17 protein-coding genes and 1 tRNA gene are annotated in these 18,879 nt (G+C 60.6%); 10 read left to right on the forward strand and 8 right to left on the reverse strand.

What is annotated here, in order from left to right; genetic code table 11:
- Positions 1–3 precede the first annotated feature (3 nt).
- Positions 4–474: a thioredoxin-dependent thiol peroxidase gene (bcp, locus tag HTY61_RS04675; RefSeq protein ID WP_175275698.1), complete on the reverse strand. Its 471-nt coding sequence runs from the start codon at positions 472–474 to the stop codon at positions 4–6.
- On the opposite strand from bcp, the gene HTY61_RS04680 reads away from it, so the two are divergent.
- The gene (locus HTY61_RS04680) at positions 383–4,000 is read left to right on the forward strand and encodes a hypothetical protein (RefSeq protein WP_487345368.1); all 3,618 of its coding nucleotides are present in this window, start codon (positions 383–385) and stop codon (positions 3,998–4,000) included. The genes bcp and HTY61_RS04680 overlap by 92 nt on opposite strands.
- 5 nt (positions 4,001–4,005) lie before the next feature.
- Here the strand turns inward: HTY61_RS04680 and tyrS are convergent, their stop codons facing one another.
- Positions 4,006–5,256 carry a tyrosine--tRNA ligase gene (gene tyrS / locus HTY61_RS04685; RefSeq protein ID WP_175275700.1) on the reverse strand — a complete coding sequence of 417 codons (1,251 nt, stop codon included), beginning with the start codon at positions 5,254–5,256 and terminating at the stop codon, positions 4,006–4,008.
- A gap of 96 nt (positions 5,257–5,352) precedes the next feature.
- Here tyrS and HTY61_RS04690 point away from each other — a divergent pair, with 96 nt between their 5' ends.
- Positions 5,353–6,480, forward strand: a complete 1,128-nt coding sequence (locus tag HTY61_RS04690; RefSeq protein WP_175278424.1) for an anhydro-N-acetylmuramic acid kinase — start codon at positions 5,353–5,355, stop codon at positions 6,478–6,480.
- Here the strand turns inward: HTY61_RS04690 and HTY61_RS04695 are convergent.
- Entirely contained in the window at positions 6,473–7,147 is a 675-nt protein-coding gene (locus HTY61_RS04695) for an alpha/beta hydrolase (RefSeq protein ID WP_246272929.1), read from the reverse strand. The two genes, HTY61_RS04690 and HTY61_RS04695, sit on opposite strands and share 8 nt — an antisense overlap.
- Positions 7,148–7,339: 192 nt before the next feature.
- Between HTY61_RS04695 and HTY61_RS04700 the strand changes: the two genes are divergently transcribed.
- The 7 genes from HTY61_RS04700 to sufA all read left to right on the forward strand — a co-directional run bounded on the left by HTY61_RS04700 (position 7,340) and on the right by sufA (position 14,345).
- Positions 7,340–8,515 (forward strand): cysteine desulfurase family protein, encoded by a 1,176-nt coding sequence (locus HTY61_RS04700; RefSeq protein ID WP_175278425.1) that lies wholly within the window; start codon positions 7,340–7,342, stop codon positions 8,513–8,515.
- Positions 8,516–8,656: 141 nt separating this feature from the next.
- Positions 8,657–10,126, forward strand: coding sequence for a Fe-S cluster assembly protein SufB (sufB, locus tag HTY61_RS04705; protein ID WP_175275702.1), 1,470 nt, complete (start codon positions 8,657–8,659; stop codon positions 10,124–10,126).
- Positions 10,127–10,200: 74 nt separating this feature from the next.
- Positions 10,201–10,956, forward strand: a complete 756-nt coding sequence (gene sufC / locus HTY61_RS04710; protein ID WP_175275703.1) for a Fe-S cluster assembly ATPase SufC — start codon at positions 10,201–10,203, stop codon at positions 10,954–10,956.
- Positions 10,957–10,975: 19 nt separating this feature from the next.
- Positions 10,976–12,247 (forward strand): Fe-S cluster assembly protein SufD, encoded by a 1,272-nt coding sequence (gene sufD, locus HTY61_RS04715; RefSeq protein WP_175275704.1) that lies wholly within the window; start codon positions 10,976–10,978, stop codon positions 12,245–12,247.
- Between the two features lie 2 nt (positions 12,248–12,249).
- The gene (locus tag HTY61_RS04720) at positions 12,250–13,485 is read left to right on the forward strand and encodes a cysteine desulfurase (RefSeq protein ID WP_175275705.1); all 1,236 of its coding nucleotides are present in this window, start codon (positions 12,250–12,252) and stop codon (positions 13,483–13,485) included.
- 10 nt (positions 13,486–13,495) lie between these two features.
- A complete protein-coding gene (locus HTY61_RS04725) occupies positions 13,496–13,903 on the forward strand; it encodes an SUF system Fe-S cluster assembly protein (RefSeq protein WP_175275706.1) in 408 nt (135 codons plus the stop codon).
- A 64-nt stretch (positions 13,904–13,967) separates the two neighbouring features.
- On the forward strand, positions 13,968–14,345 hold the full coding sequence (sufA, locus tag HTY61_RS04730) for a Fe-S cluster assembly scaffold SufA (RefSeq protein WP_175275707.1): 378 nt from the start codon (positions 13,968–13,970) through the stop codon (positions 14,343–14,345).
- 68 nt (positions 14,346–14,413) lie between these two features.
- Here the strand turns inward: sufA and HTY61_RS04735 are convergent, their stop codons facing one another.
- Positions 14,414–15,814 (reverse strand): DEAD/DEAH box helicase, encoded by a 1,401-nt coding sequence (locus HTY61_RS04735; protein ID WP_175275708.1) that lies wholly within the window; start codon positions 15,812–15,814, stop codon positions 14,414–14,416.
- Positions 15,815–16,001: 187 nt separating this feature from the next.
- Complete coding sequence (locus HTY61_RS04740) at positions 16,002–16,769, reverse strand: NAD kinase (protein WP_175275709.1); 768 nt, start codon at positions 16,767–16,769, stop codon at positions 16,002–16,004.
- A 97-nt stretch (positions 16,770–16,866) separates the two neighbouring features.
- On the opposite strand from HTY61_RS04740, the gene HTY61_RS04745 reads away from it, so the two are divergent.
- Positions 16,867–16,942 (forward strand) — tRNA-Thr (locus tag HTY61_RS04745).
- A 6-nt stretch (positions 16,943–16,948) separates the two neighbouring features.
- Here the strand turns inward: HTY61_RS04745 and HTY61_RS04750 are convergent.
- The 3 genes from HTY61_RS04750 to HTY61_RS04760 are packed head-to-tail and all read right to left on the reverse strand — an operon-like array spanning position 16,949 to position 18,878.
- Complete coding sequence (locus tag HTY61_RS04750) at positions 16,949–17,590, reverse strand: hypothetical protein (protein WP_175275710.1); 642 nt, start codon at positions 17,588–17,590, stop codon at positions 16,949–16,951.
- Between the two features lie 2 nt (positions 17,591–17,592).
- Positions 17,593–18,666, reverse strand: coding sequence for a tyrosine-type recombinase/integrase (locus HTY61_RS04755; protein ID WP_246272931.1), 1,074 nt, complete (start codon positions 18,664–18,666; stop codon positions 17,593–17,595).
- An 8-nt stretch (positions 18,667–18,674) separates the two neighbouring features.
- Positions 18,675–18,878, reverse strand: a complete 204-nt coding sequence (locus HTY61_RS04760) for a hypothetical protein (protein WP_175275712.1) — start codon at positions 18,876–18,878, stop codon at positions 18,675–18,677.
- Position 18,879: the final 1 nt, after the last annotated feature.

Genomic DNA, 18,879 nt, shown 5'->3' on the forward strand with positions numbered 1-18,879 from the left:
GAGTCATGCCAGTTCCCTGGCCGCGGCCAGCACTTCGGCGGCGTGGCCGGCGACCTTCACCTTGCGCCAGGCGCGTGCGATACGGCCTTCGCGATCGACCAGGAAGGTCGATCTTTCGATGCCCATGTATTTTCGCCCGTACATGCTTTTCTCGACCCAGACGCCATAGGCCTGCGCCGCGCTCTTTTCCTCGTCGGATATTAGCGTGATAGCGAGGTCATGCTTGGCGCTGAACTTCTCGTGCCGGGTCGGATTGTCCGGTGAGACGCCGAGGATGACCGCTCCGATCGTGTCGAACTCCGGCTTGAGGGTGGTGAAGTCGACGGCCTCGCGCGTACAGCCGCTGGTGTCGTCCTTGGGGTAGAAGTAGAGCACCACAATCTTGCCGCGCATGGATGCCAGGTTAACCGTCGTGCCGTCGCCGGCGGGCAGGGAGAAGTCCGGTGCGATCGATCCTTCGGCGATCTGGGTCATCGTATTTCCTTCGGATTATTGTGCATGGTTCGCGACAGCCAGCGGTATATTGTGCAAAGTGGTTCCGTCAAACCCGGTCATGTGCATCCGAAGGCACAACCGGGGGGCAGCTGGGAGCTCTACGACTGAATTGAACATCGAACGCGTTCACAAGATGAGGTTCGGTTCCGCGCGACGACGCCTAGGTTCATTGCCGTCCTCTTGCGCGCAAACGGCACCGCCGCTGCGCAGCCCGCTGTTCTCGCGCCCGCGAAGACGCCGTCGGCGGCGCTGGCTGCTGGGAAGCCTCCTGGGATTGCTCGCGGTTCCGCTGGTTCTGCTCGGCTTGCTGCAGTCGGGTCTGTTTGCACCGATCATAGAACGTGAAGCCGTCAATTCCCTTGCCGATCTGCTACCGGAAAGCCTCGAAGCAAAGATTGAAGGAGCGGAATTCGGTGTCAAAGGTTTGGACGGAATTGGTGTATCGCTCGAAAAACTGGTTCTGACCGATAAGCAATCGGGCAAGCTGGTGTTCAGCACGAATGCAATGCGTCTCGGCGTGCGAGCCATCTCCGCCTTGCGCGGAAAGCCGCAGGTACGCAGCCTCTCGCTCTCTGGTGTGGAGATCAGACTTCCAGGTCCGATCGGCAATACCGAGGGAATCCCCGCGATCTCGGAAATCCACACTGCCCTTGGTCTCCTCTTCGATTCCACGAACAGGCTCTTCGAGCAGACCACGGTCAACGGTTCTCCGGTAGGAATCGAAATCTCCGAGATGCGCTTGACGGGACCCGGCGTTCCCACAGGGGAAATTCTTGTCAAGAAGGCCGAGATCCTCGCGCGGCCGAGACAACGTGCTCTCAATGCAGAAATCAGTTTCAGGGGAGAAGACATACAGGTCTTGGCAATTCTGAGTCGCGACAGCCCGAACGACATTTCGGTATCGCTCAAGGCTGATGGCGTACCGTTGCCAATAGGTGCCTTGCGCACCCTGTTCTCAGCGGTCGAAGAAGACCATTCTCCCGGTCTCACGCATCCACCGGTCCTGGCGAGTGTCGCGTTCATCGCGCGACGCATGCCGGGGGATGTCCCTGATGAACTCACATTCGAAATCGATCCCGGAACGGTGCCGCTCAAACTGGACGAAGGCGATTTTGTCGATCTTTCGGGGCGCCTGAAATTTTCCTGGATGCCGGAAAGCCGTGTCTTGTCACTGTTGGAATCGCCGGTCCGCTTTGGCCGTTCTTCGGGGGTTCTGTCGGGTGGGATCAGGGATGTATCCGATAGCGGGATTGCAGGTGACACGCGCGACTTTCAGTTCGAAATTCTGCTGAACGATGCAATCAGCAATCCGCTGGATTCGCCGGAGCCCCCGGTGAGGTTCGCCGCGCGTTCGGTAGGCACCATCGCGCCGGAAGAGGGCAAAGCAGAGATCTCGCGTATCGAGATCAAATCTTCAGCCGGCTATGCCGAAGGCGTGGGAACACTCGATTTCACCACCGCGGTACCCAGCGCCATCTTTGCCCTATCCGTCAGCGATTTCGATCTGGCAGGCGTCAAGCAGTTCTGGCCGGGTTCGGTGGCTCGCGCCGCGCGCCGGTGGGTGCTGTCAAACCTCGCCGGCGGGCGGGTCGTCGAGGGTGATTTCCTGATCGCCGAACCACTGCGGCGGCGCGTCGAGGGATCGGACGAAAAATTGAAGGGCGACACCGAGGTGTCCTTGCGTGTCGAGGGGGTGCGCTTCGATGTCGCCGGTGACATTCCACCGGTGCGCGATGCGAATGGCAGGGTGGAGTTCAAGGACGGGGAAACTGTCATTTTGCTTGAGAGCGGTACCGCGTATCTGCCGAGTGGCCGGACTGCCGATGCCTCGGATGGTCGGCTGGTGATCCATCCCAAGGACGAGAATGGCCTGGTCTTCGCGGACATGGATGTGAAGGTTGCCGGCACGGCCGATGCGCTTGGCGAACTGATTTCGTACCGGCCAATAAATGCGAGAGAACTGCGCGACTATAGACCCGAGGAATTGTCCGGAGAGGCCGATGCACGGGTGCAGATGCGTTTCGCTCTCAATCGGCGTGAAGGGGCGCCGCCGCCGGACTGGACCGTCACGCTCGACGTCAGAAACGCCGCACTGTCAACGCCGTTCGAGGGGCGAATGCTTTCGGAAATGAGTGGCCGGATCGAGATCGATCGGCGTCGAGCCGACATTGACGTCAGTGGAAAAATCGACGGATTCCCCGCGGAAATCTCTATGATCATGCCCTTCGGGGGCGCGCAGATAGAGGCGTCCCGCGACATCCTGCTGAAACTGACCGATACGGACCGGCAAGAAATCGCACCCGGGCTTGGCGATATCGTGAAGGGTCTGACGGTGCTGAATGTAAAGTCGGGAGGAGATGACGGGCATGTCTCCATCGACGCAGACCTGAAAGACGCGGCGCTGTTCCTGCCATGGATCGGGTGGACGAAAGGCACTGGCGTTCAGGCGGAGGCGTCGTTCGATCTTGTGTCGAATGACGGGGAGACGCGGATTAGCGACTTTTCACTGGATGGCGGCAGCTTTTCAGCGCGTGGCGACATCACGACCGGTCCGTCGGGGGTGAAATCCGCCCGATTTGCCAAGGTTAGCCTCAATCCGACGGACGACATTTCGGTTTCCGTGAACCGCAAGGGGGGGCGTCTGGAGATATCCATAAGCGGTACATCGTTTGATGCGCGTGCCTTGATCCGCCACATACGCAAGGAACTAAGCGCAAAGGGAAGCGGCAAGGGAACGCCGGTCGACCTGACCGCGAAAATCGCGGAGGTCCAAGGGTTCGGCGATGAATCCTTGCGGAATCTCGAGGTCGTGATGCGCCACGACGGCACCGCGGTAACCGAGCTAACGGCTTCGGCCATATCCGCCGCGGGATTCCCGGTCAATTTTTCGCTGAGAGGAGCCCGCGGAGACCGAACCGTACGACTCGAGGCGCTCGATGGCGGGGAAGTCCTGCGCTTTCTGGACATTTACGGGCAGATTCGCGGCGGGGTCCTCACCCTGGCGCTCTCGGGAAACGGGTCGGATAGGCTGTCCGGCACGGTGGATCTCAACGACTTTCGAGTCTTCGACGAACCGAGGCTGAACGCCCTCGTTTCGACGAAAGCGGGCGAATCTGCAAGTATCAACGAAGCGATCGGGAAAGAGATCGATACACGCGAGATCAGATTCGAGAAGGCGTCTGCAACCGTTTCCCTCGCACCTTCGATCCTTGAAATCGAGAACGCCATTATTCGCGGACCCGAGGTGGGCGCGACCTTCCGAGGGACGGTCTACGACGAAAACGAGCAGATGCGGATCGCCGGCACCTTCATGCCGGCATATGCGATCAACAGCCTGCTTTCGAATGTTCCGATTGTCGGGCTGGTGCTAGGAAACGGAAGCGATCGAGCTCTGATAGGTGTGACTTTTCTCTTGGCCGGCGACGCGAAGAAACCGAAGATCACGGTCAATCCGCTGTCGCTGATCGCTCCCGGCGTTTTCCGTTCGATCTTCGAGTTTCGCTGACCGTCCTATACCGGCTTGACGAGAGCGTGCTTCTTCTTGCCCAGCGAAAGCTTGATGACACCGTCTCGCAGGTGGCTTTCGTCGAGCATCATGCGTTCGTCGGAAACAGGCTCGTCATTGACCCGAACGGCGCCGCCCTTCACGTGGCGGCGCATTTCGCCATTGGACGCGGCCAAGCCGGCCTGCACGAAGGCAGCCAGCATGCCGATCCCGGCCTTGAGTTCCGAACCGGGAATCTCGATTGCCGGAAGATTTTCGGAAACGCCGCCTTCCTCGAATGTCTTGCGCGCCGTCTCGGCGGCCTGCTCGGCCGCTTCGCGGCCGTGCAGGATGGCCGTGACCTCGGTGGCGAGGATCTTCTTCACATCGTTGATTTCCGAACCTCCCAGCGCCGAAAGCCGTTCGATCTCCTCCATCGGCAGCGTTGTGTAGAGCTTCAGGAAGCGCGAAACGTCGGCATCCTCGGTGTTTCGCCAATATTGCCAGAAGTCATAGGCTGACAGCATTTCGGGATTGAGCCAGATGGCGCCGGTGGCAGACTTGCCCATCTTCGCGCCGGACGCAGTGGTCAGCAGCGGTGATGTGAGGGCATAGAGTTGCGGCGTGCCCATCCTGTGGCCGAGGTCGATGCCGTTGACGATGTTGCCCCACTGGTCGGAGCCGCCCATTTGCAACCGGCAATCATAGCGCTGGTTGAGCACCACGAAATCGTAAGCCTGAAGGATCATGTAGTTGAATTCCAGGAAGGAAAGCGACTGCTCGCGATCAAGCCGCAGCTTCACGCTGTCGAAGGACAACATGCGGTTGACGGAGAAATGGCGCCCGACATCGCGCAGGAATTCGAGGTAGTTGATCGAACGGAGCCAGTCGGCGTTGTTGATCATCAGCGCGGGGCGTCCGCTGTCCTCGTAATCGAGATACCGGGAAAATACCCGCTTGAGAGAAGCGATGTTCTCCTCGATCTGATCCACCGACATGAGCTTGCGGGCCTCGTCCTTGAAAGACGGGTCGCCAACCATTCCCGTGCCGCCGCCCATCAGTGATATCGGGCGGTGGCCGGTCTGCTGGAACCAGTGCAGCATCATGATCTGGATCAGCGAGCCGGCGTGCAGGCTCGGTGCCGTCGGGTCGAAGCCAATATAAGCGGTAACGCTTTCCTTGCAGAGAAGTTCGTCAAGGCCCGTTTCATCGGAAATCTGGTGGATGAAACCGCGTTCGTCGAGGATACGAAGGAAATCGGATTTGTAACCGGACATGTTGCTTGCCTGCATGCTTGGGGAGGAGCGCACGGTGGTGCTCGGCGCGGCGCGGCTTTAGCATTAAAAGGCGAGTACGGACAAGGAGCAGCCGGAATGGGCATGATGCGGGCGATCGGCCTGATGAGTGGTACATCAATGGACGGAATCGACGTCGCGATGGTGGAGACGGATGGAATTCGCGTCGATCGTCGTGGTCCCTGCCTTTCCGTTCCCTATGCTGCGGACTTCCGGCGCCGCATCGAGGTCGGGCTGGCGGACGCGCAGGCGATTGGCACGCGCGAAGAGCGGCCGGGAACCCTCGCGGAACTGGAGCGGGGTCTGACGATGCACCATGCCGATGCCGTCAAGACGTTCCTGGACGAATACGGCATCGCGCAGGACAGCGTCGATGTCATCGGGTTCCACGGACAGACGGTTTTGCACCGGCCGGAAAAGGGGCTGACCCTCCAGATCGGCGATGGATCGTTGCTGGCGCGCTATACGGGCATTCCGGTGGTATCGGACATGCGCGCCAATGACATGAAACATGGTGGTCAGGGCGCGCCGCTCGTGCCTGTCTATCATGCGGCTCTGGCCATGAACCTCCCGCCTGCGCTCGAGCCGGGGTTCGGGCCGGTGGCCTTCGTCAATATCGGGGGAATTTCCAACGTCACCTTCATTGCATGCGGGCAGCCGCCGATGGCCTTCGACTGCGGGCCCGGCAATATGCTGATCGATCAGTGGATGGAGCAACAAGCGGGTGTTCCCTTCGATGATGGCGGGCGGATCGCCGGCGAGGGAAACGCGGACATGGCCGTCGTGAAGCGCTACCTGTCCGCGCCGTTCTTCGCGAAGGACGGGCCGAAGTCGCTGGACCGCGGCGATTTCACGTTGGACGGCGTGGCCGGAATGGAGCTTTCCGACGGAGCCGCGACGTTGGCGATGCTGACAGCAGCGGCCATCGTCAAGTCGGCTGAAAGGCTTGAGGTGCCGCCCGCGCTCTGGATCGTGTCAGGTGGCGGCGTGCGGAACAGGGCAATCATGGCCTCCCTGCGTGCCGTGGCGGGCCGCGGCGTCGTGATCGCGACCGCCGGCGAGGCAGGCTTCAATGCCGACATGATGGAGGCCGAAGCTTGGGCCTATCTTGCGGTTCGTTCGATGAAGGGCCTGCCGCTGACCTTCCCGACGACGACAGGTTGCGACAGGCCGGTGACAGGCGGTGTATCGTGCCGGCCTATTTGAGCCGCTTGACCGTTTCGGGCACCAGCTCGCCGCGCAGGCGGGCATCCAGGTAGTCTGCGCACTCGTCCATCAATGTCTCCATGTGATCGGAGAAGAAGTGGTTCGCACCCTCAATTGTCTTCTGGGTGATCAGAATGCCCTTCTGTGTGTGCAGCTTGTCCACCAAACCCTGAACGTCCTTCGCAGGGGCAACCTTGTCTTCCGAACCGTGAATGATCAGGCCGGATGACGGGCACGGCGCCAGGAAAGAGAAGTCGTAAGTGTTCGGCTGCGGCGCGATGGAGATGAAACCCTCGATCTCCGGTCGGCGCATGAGCAATTGCATTCCGATCCAGGCGCCGAAGGAATAGCCCGCGATCCAGCATGACTTCGAATCGGGATGCAGCGACTGCACCCAATCCAACGCGGCCGCGGCGTCCGACAGCTCGCCTGCACCGTGGTCGAACTCGCCCTGGCTGCGACCGATGCCGCGGAAATTGAAGCGCAGGGTGGTGAAGCCGCGCTTCTGGAACATGTAGAACAGGTTGTAGACGATCTGGTTGTTCATCGTCCCCCCGAACTGCGGATGGGGATGAAGAACAAGCGCGATGGGCGCGTTCTTCTCCGACGACGGCTGGTAACGGCCTTCGAGCCGGCCCGCAGGTCCGGCGAATATAACCTCAGGCATGGATGCTCCGTGTTGCTGTGAGTCGTTCGATGTCGGGCGCATGAGGCGCCGTTTCGGTTTGGTTGACGGTGGTGAACGGCATCACTATGACAAGTTCATACGGTTCCAGATTGGCAGCGTCATTGGACGCAAGGTCGCTGTCATAAGGTGTTTGGACCGGAAAATTCAAGGAAATTGATCGTTTCTTGGCTGATGGCGTCGGGAATGAAGGCCATATACCTCGATTACAACGCCTCAGCACCGCTCCTGGCCGAAGCGCGGGAGGCGATGCTGTCCGCGCTTTCAATCCACGGCAACCCGTCTTCCGTTCATGCGTCGGGACGGGCGGCAAAGGCAAGCCTGCAGAAGGCGCGGCGGCAGGTTGCCGCACTGGTGAATGCCAGACCGGACCATGTCGTCTTCACCTCCGGGGCCACGGAGGCGGCCGCGACGCTGCTCAGCCCCCGATATTCCTTCGGTCGGTCGCCACTGGCATTTTCAAAGCTTTACGTGTCGCAGGCGGATCACCCCTGCATCCTGGCCGGGGGAAGGTTCGCGCCGGAGGACGTCACCAGATTGCCGGTATCGCGAACGGGCTTGCTGGACCTGGATGTGCTGGACGATGCGCTTGCGGGTCATGACAAGGGAGCGGGACTTCCGCTGGTCGCCATTCACTGGGCGAACAACGAGACCGGCGTGATACAGCCGATTGCCGAAATTGCGACTCTCGTGAAGTCGCGAGGCGGAGTCCTGGTGGTTGACGCCGTGCAGGCGCTCGGGAGAGTTCCTGTCGATATATCAGATGGGTGTGGGGACTTTCTGATCGTGTCTTCGCACAAGATTGGCGGTCCCAAGGGCGCAGGTGCAATCGTCGCGCATTCGGACCTGATGATGCCGATGCCGCTGATATCCGGCGGAGGGCAGGAGAGAGGCCATCGCAGTGGCACCGAAGCCGTCGCCAACATTGCGGGATTCGGCGCGGCGGCCGAACTTGCTGCGCAGCGCCTCGGGGAGTTTCCCGTCTGCGCGGATCTGCGCGACCGTTTCGAACAGGCGGTGCTCGAGGTGGCAGCGGATGCCATCATTCACGGGCGCGACGCACCGCGGCTGGCCAATACCCTGTTTTTCACCATTCCCGGAGTGAAGGCCGAGACGGCGCAAATCGCATTCGATCTCGCCGGGATCGCGCTTTCCTCCGGATCCGCCTGTTCCTCCGGGAAGGTCGGCAAGAGCCACGTGCTGGCCGCAATGGGGGCGCAGACCGACGATGGCGCCATTCGCGTTTCCTTCGGGCCGGAGACGGAGGAGGGCGTTCTTGTCCGGTTTCGCGACGAACTCGGTGCGATCGTTGCGCGGGCTCGCGAGAAAAACCACCCTGCCGGGGCTTGAGAAACCGGCTTGGGGAAAACATATGTCATAAAGTCATATTTTCACTTTAGAACTTTTCAAAACTGGATTATCACCTATTTCGATTGACCGAGTGGCCGGTTCGGCGAGGACCGGGGATGTGACAAAGGAACGGAGACGGTTATGCCGGCTGTACAGGAAACGATAGATCAGGTCCGCAAGATTGACGTCGACCAGTACAAATACGGCTTCGAGACCGTCATCGAGGCCGACAAGGCGCCGAAGGGCCTATCGGAAGACATAATCCGGTTCATTTCGGCCAAGAAGAACGAACCCGAGTGGATGCTCGAGTGGCGGCTTGATGCCTATAGGCGCTGGCTGACTATGGAAGAGCCGAACTGGGCGCGCGTCGAGTATCCGAAGATCGATTTCAACGACATCTACTACTATTCCGCACCGAAGGGCACGTCGGGACCGCGTACCATCGACGACGTCGACCCGGAACTGCTGCGCACCTACGAGAAGCTGGGCATTCCTCTCGCCGAGCAGGAGATTCTGGCGGGCGTGCAGGAGCGCAAGGTCGCAGTCGACGCCGTGTTCGACTCGGTATCGGTCGTCACGACGTTCAAGGAAGAACTCGCCAAGGCGGGCGTGATCTTCATGTCGATCTCCGAGGCGATCCGGGAACATCCCGATCTGGTTCGCAAATACCTGGCGTCGGTGGTGCCGGTGTCGGACAACTACTATGCTGCGCTGAATTCCGCCGTGTTCACAGACGGCTCTTTCGTCTACGTGCCCAAGGGCGTTCGTTGTCCGATGGAGCTGTCCACCTATTTCCGCATCAACGAGAAGAATACCGGGCAGTTCGAGCGTACGCTGATCATCGCGGAGGAGGGAGCCTATGTCTCCTACCTCGAAGGCTGCACGGCACCCCAGCGCGACGAGAACCAGCTTCATGCCGCCGTGGTCGAGCTGATCGCTCTCGATGACGCGGAGATCAAGTATTCGACAGTCCAGAACTGGTATCCGGGTGACTCCGAGGGCAGGGGCGGCATCTACAATTTCGTCACCAAGCGCGGCGACTGCCGGGGCAAGAACTCCAAGATATCCTGGACGCAGGTCGAGACCGGCTCGGCGATCACCTGGAAATACCCGTCCTGCATCCTGCGCGGCGACGGCAGCCGCGGCGAGTTCTATTCCATTGCCGTTTCCAATGGCGCGCAGCAGGTCGACAGCGGCACCAAGATGATTCACCTGGGCAAGAACACGTCGAGCCGCATCATTTCCAAGGGTATTTCCGCTGGCCGGTCCAACAACACCTATCGAGGTCGCGTCTCGGCGCACCGCAAGGCGGAGAACGCGCGCAACTTCACGCAGTGCGACTCGTTGCTGATCGGCAATGACTGCGGCGCGCACACGGTGCCCTATATCGAGGCGAACAACGCGACGGCGCAGTTCGAGCACGAGGCGACGACCTCGAAGATTTCCGATGACCAGCTGTTCTACTGCATGCAGCGCGGGATCCCCGAAGAGGAAGCCATCGCGCTGATCGTCAACGGCTTCGTCAAGGAAGTCATCCAGGAACTGCCGATGGAATTCGCCGTCGAGGCGCAGAAGCTGATCGGCATCTCGCTGGAAGGCAGCGTCGGCTGATCGGGGTCGGAAACCAGGGAACAACCCGCTGCGGGCTCGCGGCGGGAACAAGGACAGAAAGACGAGACGGAACTATGCTTGAGATCAGGAACCTGCACGCACGCATCGCCGAGGACGGCACCGAGATCATCAAGGGGCTCGACCTGACCGTGAAGGCGGGCGAAGTCGCGGCGATCATGGGGCCGAACGGCTCCGGCAAGTCGACGCTTTCATATATCCTCGCCGGCCGCGACGACTACGAGGTCACCGAGGGCGAGATCCTGTACAATGGCGAGAGCATCCTCGAGATGGACCCGGCCGAGCGCGCGGCCGCGGGCATCTTCCTCGCCTTCCAGTACCCGATGGAAATTCCCGGCGTTGCGACCATGCAGTTCCTGAAGGTCGCGATGAACGAGCAGCGCAAGGCGCGTGGCGAGGCCGAACTGACCACGCCGGACTTCATCCGCCTGGTCAAGGAAGCCGCGGGCAGCCTCGACATCTCGATGGACATGCTGAAGCGCCCGCTCAATGTCGGGTTCTCCGGCGGCGAGAAAAAGCGCGCCGAGATCCTGCAGATGAAGCTGCTGGCGCCGAAGCTCTGCGTACTCGACGAGACGGATTCCGGCCTCGACATCGATGCGCTGAAGATCGTCGCCGACGGCGTGAATTCGCTGCGCGCGCCCGACCGGGCGACAATCGTGATCACGCATTACCAGCGTCTGCTCGACTATATCGAGCCGGACACGGTGCACGTCCTGTCAAAGGGCAGGATCATCAAGACCGGCGACAAGTCGCTGGCGCTCGAACTCGAGGCGAAGGGTTACGCCGACATCATCAACGAGGCGGCCTGAGGCGCCAGGAGAGAACGACATGACCGTTCAGTCGAAACTGCCGCTGACGGCAGCCGAGACCACGCTGGTCGAGACATTCGGCGAGCAGTTCAGCTATCTGCCCGGCAATGCGGAAATGGTGTCGCATCGCGATCGCGCGGTGCAGGCGCTCAAGGAATCCGGCCTGCCGACGCGCAAGGTGGAAGCGTGGCACTACACCGATTTGCGGCGGCTGCTGACAAGCATCCCGTCGCATGATGACGGTGCCGTGGCAGACGACCTCGAATGTCTGGTCGAAGGATCGGCGCGGCTGGTCCTCAACAATGGAAAGATCGCCACGACCGAGGCGGTCGACGGAATTACGGTCGCGTCGGTGGCCGACGCGTTGCGCGCAGAGGTTTCCGGCGTGACGCTGAGCGATCACGGCAGGTTCGATGCGGTCGGCCTGATCAATTCCGCATTTGTCGCCAACGGATTCGTGCTCAAGGTCGAGGACGGCGCCGAGCCGGACCGGCCGATCGAACTGCAGTCCCTGCATGACGGTGGCCAGGTGCATACGCGCAACATCGTGACCGTCGGTGCGGACGCGAAGGTTACCTTGTTCGACCGGCAGGCCGGATCGGACAAGAGCGTCCTTGCAAGCAACGTCACCGAGCTTGTCGTGCGCAAGGGCGGCGACGCGAAATGGATCTGCGTGCAGGAACAGGGCGGGGAAGCCACCCATCTCGGCCAACTCAATGTCACGCTGGAGGAAAACGCCAAGCTGACGGTATTCGTCGTCAACCTGTCGGGGCAACTGGTACGCCAGGAGATCAATGCCGACGTCGTCGGTGAGGGGGCGGACCTGACCTTCCGCGCAATCAACCTGATCGGCGGCAATGCCCACTGCGATATCACCCTTTCGCTCGGCCATCTCGTGCCGAACACCACGTCGACCGAAGTGGTGCGCTCTGTCGTGACCGACAGTGCCCAGGGCGTATTTCAGGGCCAGATCCGGGTCGACCGGATAGCCCAGAAGACAGATGCCCAGATGGCTTGCAACACCTTGCTGCTGTCCGACGACGCCGGATTTTCCACCAAGCCCGAACTCGAGATTTTTGCCGACGACGTGGTGTGTGCGCATGGCGCGACGGTCGCGGAAATCGATCACAACAGCCTGTTCTACCTGATGGCTCGAGGGATCAGCGAAAAGACCGCGCGCGGTCTGCTGATCAAGGCGTTCGTGGCCGAGATCATCGAGGAACTGGACGACAACACGCTTGTCGAGGCACTGGAAATGCGAATCGACAAGTGGCTTGAGGCATACGGCTGATCATGGACGCGAAAACACCAGGTTACGATGTCGAGGCGATCCGCGCGGATTTCCCCATCCTTGCGCGGGAAGTTCACGGCAAACCGCTCGTATATCTGGACAACGGTGCATCGGCGCAGAAGCCGCGATCCGTGATCGATGCGGTGGCATTCGCTTATGAGAACGAGTATGCGAATGTGCATCGGGGTCTGCATTTCCTCTCCAACAAGGCCACGGATGCCTATGAGGGCGCGCGCGAGAAGGTTCGCCGCTTCCTGAATGCTTCTTCCAGCGAGCAGATCGTGTTCACGAAGTCGGCCACCGAGGCAATCAACACGGTGGCATATGGGTATGGCATGCCGAATATCGGCGAGGGCGACGAGATCGTCCTGTCGATCATGGAGCACCATTCCAACATCGTGCCGTGGCACTTCATCCGAGAGCGGCAGGGCGCAAGGCTTGTTTTCGCACCCGTCGACGATGATGGCGCGTTCGACGTGGAGAAGTTCAAGGCCTGTCTGAGCGAAAGAACGAAGCTTGTCGCCATCACGCACATGTCGAACGTGCTTGGAACGGTCGTGCCGGTGAAGGAGATCTGCCGGATTGCGCACGAGCGGGGCATTCCAGTACTGGTGGATGGCAGCCAAGGGGCCGTGCACATGCCGGTCGACGTGCAGGACATCGACTGCGACTGGTATGTTTTCACCGGTCACAAGGTCTATGGCCCATCGGGCATCGGCGTTCTCTACGGCAAGAAGGAGCGGCTGGCCGCGATGCGCCCGTTCCAGGGGGGCGGCGAAATGATCGGGGAGGTGACCGTCGACACGATTACCTACAACGAGCCGCCGCACCGGTTCGAGGCCGGGACGCCGCCGATCGTGCAGGCTATCGGACTCGGTCACGCATTGGACTACATGGAGACGATCGGGCGCGCGGCGATCGCGGCGCACGAGGCCGATCTGAAGGACTATGCGCATGAGCGCCTGGGCCGTATCAACTCGCTCCGCATCATCGGCAATGCGCCGGGAAAGGGTGCGATTGTATCCTTCGAACTGGAAGGCATCCATGCGCATGACGTGTCGATGCTGATCGACAGGTCCGGCGTTGCCGTGCGTGCCGGCACGCATTGCGCGCAGCCGCTGTTGCAGCGTTTTGGCGTGACATCGACATGTCGTGCCTCATTCGGGATGTACAATACGCGCGCCGAAGTGGACATACTGGCCGAAGCCCTGGAGAAGGCGCGCGGCTTTTTCGCCTGACGAGGATCGCATGACGGAAGACCAGCACAAGCAGGATGAAGATGCCCGGGTCGCCGAGCCGCAGGCAGCCAATGACGACGCGGGCCGCAGTTCCGCAATTCCGCGCGATGAACTCGCGCGGATGACGGACGATATCGTTGCCGCGCTCAAGACGGTGTATGATCCGGAAATCCCCGCGGACATCTACGAGCTGGGCCTCATCTACAAGGTCGACATCGAGGACGATCGAACGGTGAAAATCCAGATGACGCTCACGGCCCCCGGATGTCCGGTCGCCGGCGAAATGCCCGGCTGGGTGGAAAATGCCGTCAGGACGGTCGAGGGCGTGATGGATGTCGAGGTCGAAATGGTGTTCGATCCGCCATGGACGCCGGACCGCATGTCGGAAGAAGCGCAGATCGCGGTGGGGTGGTACTAGGTCGTCGCTTGCCTGACGACGGCCGCGTCCCCAGATGAAGGCGCAAGGAACACGGGAGCCGAGCATGCCAATGCCGATCATGACCATGACCGATGCCGCGGCGAACCGCGTGAAGGAAATCGTTGCCTCGCGCGAGGGCGCGAAGGGCGTGCGGGTCAGCATCAAGAAGGGTGGCTGCGCCGGCATGGAATACACGGTCGACCTGGTGACCGAGCCGGACCCGAAGGACGATCATATCGAACATGACGGCGCGCATTTGTGGATCGATCCCTCGGCGATGCTCTACCTGCTCGGCACGGAGATGGATTTCGAGGTGACAAAGCTTCGCACCGGCTTTGTCTTCAACAATCCGAACCAGTCATCCGCCTGCGGGTGTGGCGAGTCGGTGGAATTGCAGCCTGCGGACCTCAAGCAATTGGCCGAGGCGCGCGGCGAACTCTAGTTTCGAGACAAGTTCCGGGATCGGATGCGCCGTGCAGGGCGGGCACGACAGGCGCCTTCCGGCTCTCTCTACTGGCCGTTCATCATGAATGCGGGGATATCCTCGCCGAAACCGACCGGAACGCGCCCGTCGTCTTCGCGGCGACGATCCTTGCGCTCGCGTTTGGGTTCGGAGCGGGGCTCCTGCTTCTCCGGCTTTTCCCTAGGCTTGCGCTCCTCGGCAGCCACCGGTGCAGTCTTGTCGGATTCCGGTCGGGCTTCGCGTTCACGACCGCGTTTGCCGCGCTTGTCGCCACGTCCGCGCTTCTTCTCGGTTTCGGAATCGTCGGCCGCATCACCCTCGGGTATCGGGCTCAGCCATTCGATCTCGGTGGTGATCAGCTTCTGGATCGCTTCGAGGTGCTTCATCTCCGACCTGGAGACGAGCGTGAAAGCTGCTCCTTCTCGGCCCGCGCGGCCGGTACGACCGATGCGGTGCACGTAATCCTCGGCGTGAATCGGCACGTCGAAATTGAAGACGTGGCTAACATCCGGAATGTCGAGGCCACGCGCGGCGACATCGGAGGCAACGAGAAGCTGGATCTTGTTGTCCTTGAAACCCTGCAGCATGGCCATTCGCGAACGCTGGTCCATGTCGCCATGCAGCGCGCCTACCGAAAAGCCGTGTCGGTCCAGCGAACGGAACAGCTCGGATACATCGCGCTTGCGATTGCAGAAGATGATTCCGTTCTTGAGGTCCGTCTGGTTGCGGATCAGTTCGCGCAACACGGCGCGTTTTTCATAATCCTTCTTCGGGACGCCGACCAGCCGCTGTGTCACCGTCGTTGCGGTGGAAGCGGCGCGAGAGACCTCGACCCGCACCGGTGCGTGCAGGAACTGGTCCGCCAGACGGGTGATTTCGGGAGGCATCGTCGCCGAGAAGAACAGCGTCTGGCGAGTGAAGGGGATCAGCTTCACGATCCGCTCGATATCGGGAATGAAGCCCATGTCCAGCATGCGGTCGGCCTCGTCGATAACGAGAACTTCCACGCCGGTCAGCAGCAGCTTGCCGCGTTCGAAGTGGTCGAGCAACCGCCCGGGGGTGGCGATCAGGACATCCACGCCGCGCTGCAGCTTGCGGTTCTGCTCCTCGAAGGAAACGCCGCCGATAAGCAGTGCCACCGTAAGCTTGTGGTTGACGCCGTACTTGCCGAAATTTTCCTCGACCTGTGCGGCGAGCTCGCGGGTCGGCTCGAGGATCAGGGTGCGTGGCATGCGAGCGCGTGCCCGTCCGCGCTCGAGCCTCGTAATCATCGGCAGGACAAAGGAGGCGGTCTTGCCGGTGCCCGTTTGCGCAATGCCGAGCACATCCTTGCCCTCAAGCGCATGGGGGATGGCTTGCGCCTGGATTGGAGTCGGTTCCGTGTAGCCGGCGGCCTCAACGGCCTTCAGGACTTTCTGTGAAAGACCCAGATCAGAAAATGAAGTCAATGGAGTTCCACGCTTCGCAAATCGAAAACGGTATTGTGTGCGCCATTATTGGCACTCTCGGCCCCGGACGTAGGCTCTTGAAGTCGCAAAGTCAACAGAAAGCCCGGTATTCCGCCATTCAGATGGTGAATTTGTATTGTCCAATGGTTAGCGAAGACGTGGTGCAATTTCGACGCATCGGTTGCCGTCAGTAACGGAACTGTTCCGCGAGGATGCGCTCGTCCCACGAGTGACTGGCATCGAACAGGATGGTTGCCGTCGCATCCAGGGCTTCCGCGATCTCGACCCTGCGGACCGACTTGACCTCCGAGTGATCGGCGACAGCGTTGACCGGGCGCTTTTCGGGCTCGAGGATGTCGAAAGTCACCGACACCCTGTTGGGCAGAAGCGCACCGCGCCAGCGGCGCGGACGGAACGGGCTGACGGGCGTCAATGCGAGCAGCGGGGCGTCGATGGGAATGATCGGCCCCTGGGCGGAGAGGTTGTAGGCTGTCGATCCTGCCGGCGTCGCCAGCATGACGCCGTCGCATATCAGTTCTGCCAGCCGCTCCTTGCCATCGACATGAATGGCGATCTTGGCGGCCTGATAGGACTGGCGAAACAGCGACACCTCGTTGATGGCAAAGGCTTCCGTGATATTGCCGTCCATGTCCACGGCTCGCATTCGCAATGGCCGTATGGTTTCCGGGACCGCGGCGGCGATGCGTTCGCGCAGATCGTCCTCGCGGAAGTCGTTCATCAGGAAGCCGACGGAGCCACGATTCATGCCGTAGATCCGCTTGTCGGCATTCATGAAGCGGTGAAGGGTCTGCAGCATGAAGCCGTCGCCACCGAGGGCGACGATGATTTCGGCCTCCTCCACAGCTTCCTGCCCGTAAAGGGTCGCCAGCAATGCGGCGGCCTCGCGCGCCTCGGGCGTGTCGGAGGACAGAAATGCAATGGAGTCGGTCGTCATCGATCAGGGTGTCCGTTCACTGTTGCATGGTGCGCTTAGCACAGAGCCGGGAAATAGTCTCTTTACAGCCCGTCTGTATATGCTATCGGCATGGTGTGCCCTTGTAGCTCAGTTGGTAGAGCATCTGATTTGTAATCAGAGGGTCGGCGGTTCGAGTCCGTCCGGGGGCACCAACATTATTAAGCCACCGTTTTTTCTTCTTTATTTTCAATGTCTTGCTTGTGGTGGTGCCCCATTTCGCAATACTGTGCCCCAAGCGTGGTCCTCGCTCGGCTGTTTCTTGCCACTGCGGCGCACATGCGATGAAAGTCATCGTCGCTCCAATTCAGGCGCGCCATATTCACGATAACCGTAGTTACGCGAACGTTGTCTCGCGTGTACCCTCCAGCATTGTTGATCCGGTCCAGACTCATTCGGAATGGGCCGGCGCCACCCTTGCGCGGGTATTTACTGGTATCGAAGAACATGCCGCTAACGGCGCATTTCCCGTCCTGCTTCTCGAGAATTTCGATAACGTCCTCGGGAGTGAGGTCGAATTTGATTCCTTTCCTTCTCGCCCTGTCTTTTGCCCGAGACAGCATCACGTAAATATTTGACATAAAGCCTGGACGGCGGCGCATCGCGTTTAGCCGCATGGGCGTGTAGTTAGTTGCAACACCTTTACGCGCCTCATTGTATGCAGCATTGAAGTCTTCGTCGGACAATCCAGATGGGATTGTTATTTTCCGACTTATATCCCCCTCCACTCGGACGCGGATTCGCTCATTCCCGCTTGGGAGTATTTCTACGGTAAGTCCGGGGTATTTCGAATAATCAATCATGTCTATTTATACCACCAAACACCTGAATTCGCTACCTTTCCCAGCCCATCAAGTGCCAGTCTCCACCGCTCCACGCGGCGAGTGTAAACCTCCGAAGTCTTGGCTTCGGAGTGCCCCAGGATCGACATGATCCCGTATTGAGAGCAGCCCAATTCAGCAAGCAGCTCTGCCAGGCCTTTGCGCACCCCGTGGGCTGACAGATGGCCCAAATCCGCGTCCTTGCACCACCGCTTGAACATGGCGGACATGGAATCGCCGCTTGAATACGGATTGCCGCCCTGACCGAGCACGTATGTCCGGCCCTGCACGGTAGGTGCGCGGGTGGCATCCTTGAGCGGCGGGAATATCGGTACTGTAACTTCCGTCGAGCCCTTCTTGAGCGGCGTCCAGCGGAGCGCCTCAACGCCGTCCAGAACGCATTCGTGTTCACGCCCAAGGATGATCAAGTCCTCGATGCGGCATCCGGTCCACAGAAGCACCGTCATCGCGACGTGCGGCTTCGAGCCAAGCTTGTGGCGGGCATAGAACTTCCGAACGTCATCGGCCTTCCACGGCTGCGCTCCGGGGCCGTCGCGGTAAATCTTCTCGATACCGACGACCGGATTTTCCCTCACATATTCGCGCTTGAGCGCCCAATTGTACATGCCACGCGCTGCCATGATGAATGCGTCGGCTTGGGCAGGCGTTGCCGATCGCTCGTCCTGCCACCGCTGCCATTTGCCGCGACTGACGAACATATGCACATCCGTATGTCGCATGAGCGGCGCCAGCAGGTTGCGCTTTTTCTTGAGCGTCTTGTGGCTCATTGTCCCGGCCTCAACGGCGCGCTCAAGGTGTTCCAGGTATGAGGCGACCAGCCACCCGAGCGAGCGTGGTGTCGCGTATTCCGATGCGCGCTTGACCGGCTTCTGCCTTTCGCCGGTGCGGGCTGCGAGGTACTGCCGGTGAAAGTCCTCATGGCCGGGCTCGGCGTAGATCCTGATCTTTGTCTTTGGATCGCCATCAACGCGGACGCGATAGCGGTACCGGCCGGATGGCAGGCGTTCCTTGAGTAGTCCGGGATATTCGATGTTCATGGGGCTCCTCACCATTGCTTGAGGCCCCCATGATTTTCGTGTGAGGAGTCGGCTTCAACGGACCGCGTGTGGATTTCGACTTGTCCACCCTTTACGCACAGCTTTTCCACAGACAGGCCCTTTTCTGCCAAAACGTCGAGCGCGATTTCCAGCGCCCGTTTCGAGGCCCTGACGCGTGTCTGTTTTGGCTTGTCGAGGACCGGCGCGCTCATG

It is taken from the genome of Oricola thermophila (assembly GCF_013358405.1).
Taxonomy (GTDB): domain Bacteria; phylum Pseudomonadota; class Alphaproteobacteria; order Rhizobiales; family Rhizobiaceae; genus Oricola; species Oricola thermophila.

Bases quoted from the DNA above. Each gene is read 5' to 3' on its own strand.
- bcp (WP_175275698.1), bottom strand. From the start codon at position 474: ATGACCCAGATCGCCGAAGGATCGATCGCACCGGACTTCTCCCTGCCC.
- tyrS (WP_175275700.1), bottom strand. From the start codon at position 5,256: ATGTCCGGTTACAAATCCGATTTCCTTCGTATCCTCGACGAACGCGGT.
- HTY61_RS04690 (WP_175278424.1), top strand. From the start codon at position 5,353: ATGGGCATGATGCGGGCGATCGGCCTGATGAGTGGTACATCAATGGAC.
- HTY61_RS04695 (WP_246272929.1), bottom strand. From the start codon at position 7,147: ATGCCTGAGGTTATATTCGCCGGACCTGCGGGCCGGCTCGAAGGCCGT.
- HTY61_RS04700 (WP_175278425.1), top strand. From the start codon at position 7,340: ATGGCGTCGGGAATGAAGGCCATATACCTCGATTACAACGCCTCAGCA.
- sufB (WP_175275702.1), top strand. From the start codon at position 8,657: ATGCCGGCTGTACAGGAAACGATAGATCAGGTCCGCAAGATTGACGTC.
- sufC (WP_175275703.1), top strand. From the start codon at position 10,201: ATGCTTGAGATCAGGAACCTGCACGCACGCATCGCCGAGGACGGCACC.
- sufD (WP_175275704.1), top strand. From the start codon at position 10,976: ATGACCGTTCAGTCGAAACTGCCGCTGACGGCAGCCGAGACCACGCTG.
- HTY61_RS04720 (WP_175275705.1), top strand. From the start codon at position 12,250: ATGGACGCGAAAACACCAGGTTACGATGTCGAGGCGATCCGCGCGGAT.
- HTY61_RS04725 (WP_175275706.1), top strand. From the start codon at position 13,496: ATGACGGAAGACCAGCACAAGCAGGATGAAGATGCCCGGGTCGCCGAG.
- sufA (WP_175275707.1), top strand. From the start codon at position 13,968: ATGCCAATGCCGATCATGACCATGACCGATGCCGCGGCGAACCGCGTG.
- HTY61_RS04740 (WP_175275709.1), bottom strand. From the start codon at position 16,769: ATGACGACCGACTCCATTGCATTTCTGTCCTCCGACACGCCCGAGGCG.
- HTY61_RS04750 (WP_175275710.1), bottom strand. From the start codon at position 17,590: ATGATTGATTATTCGAAATACCCCGGACTTACCGTAGAAATACTCCCA.
- HTY61_RS04755 (WP_246272931.1), bottom strand. From the start codon at position 18,666: ATGAACATCGAATATCCCGGACTACTCAAGGAACGCCTGCCATCCGGC.
- HTY61_RS04760 (WP_175275712.1), bottom strand. From the start codon at position 18,878: ATGAGCGCGCCGGTCCTCGACAAGCCAAAACAGACACGCGTCAGGGCC.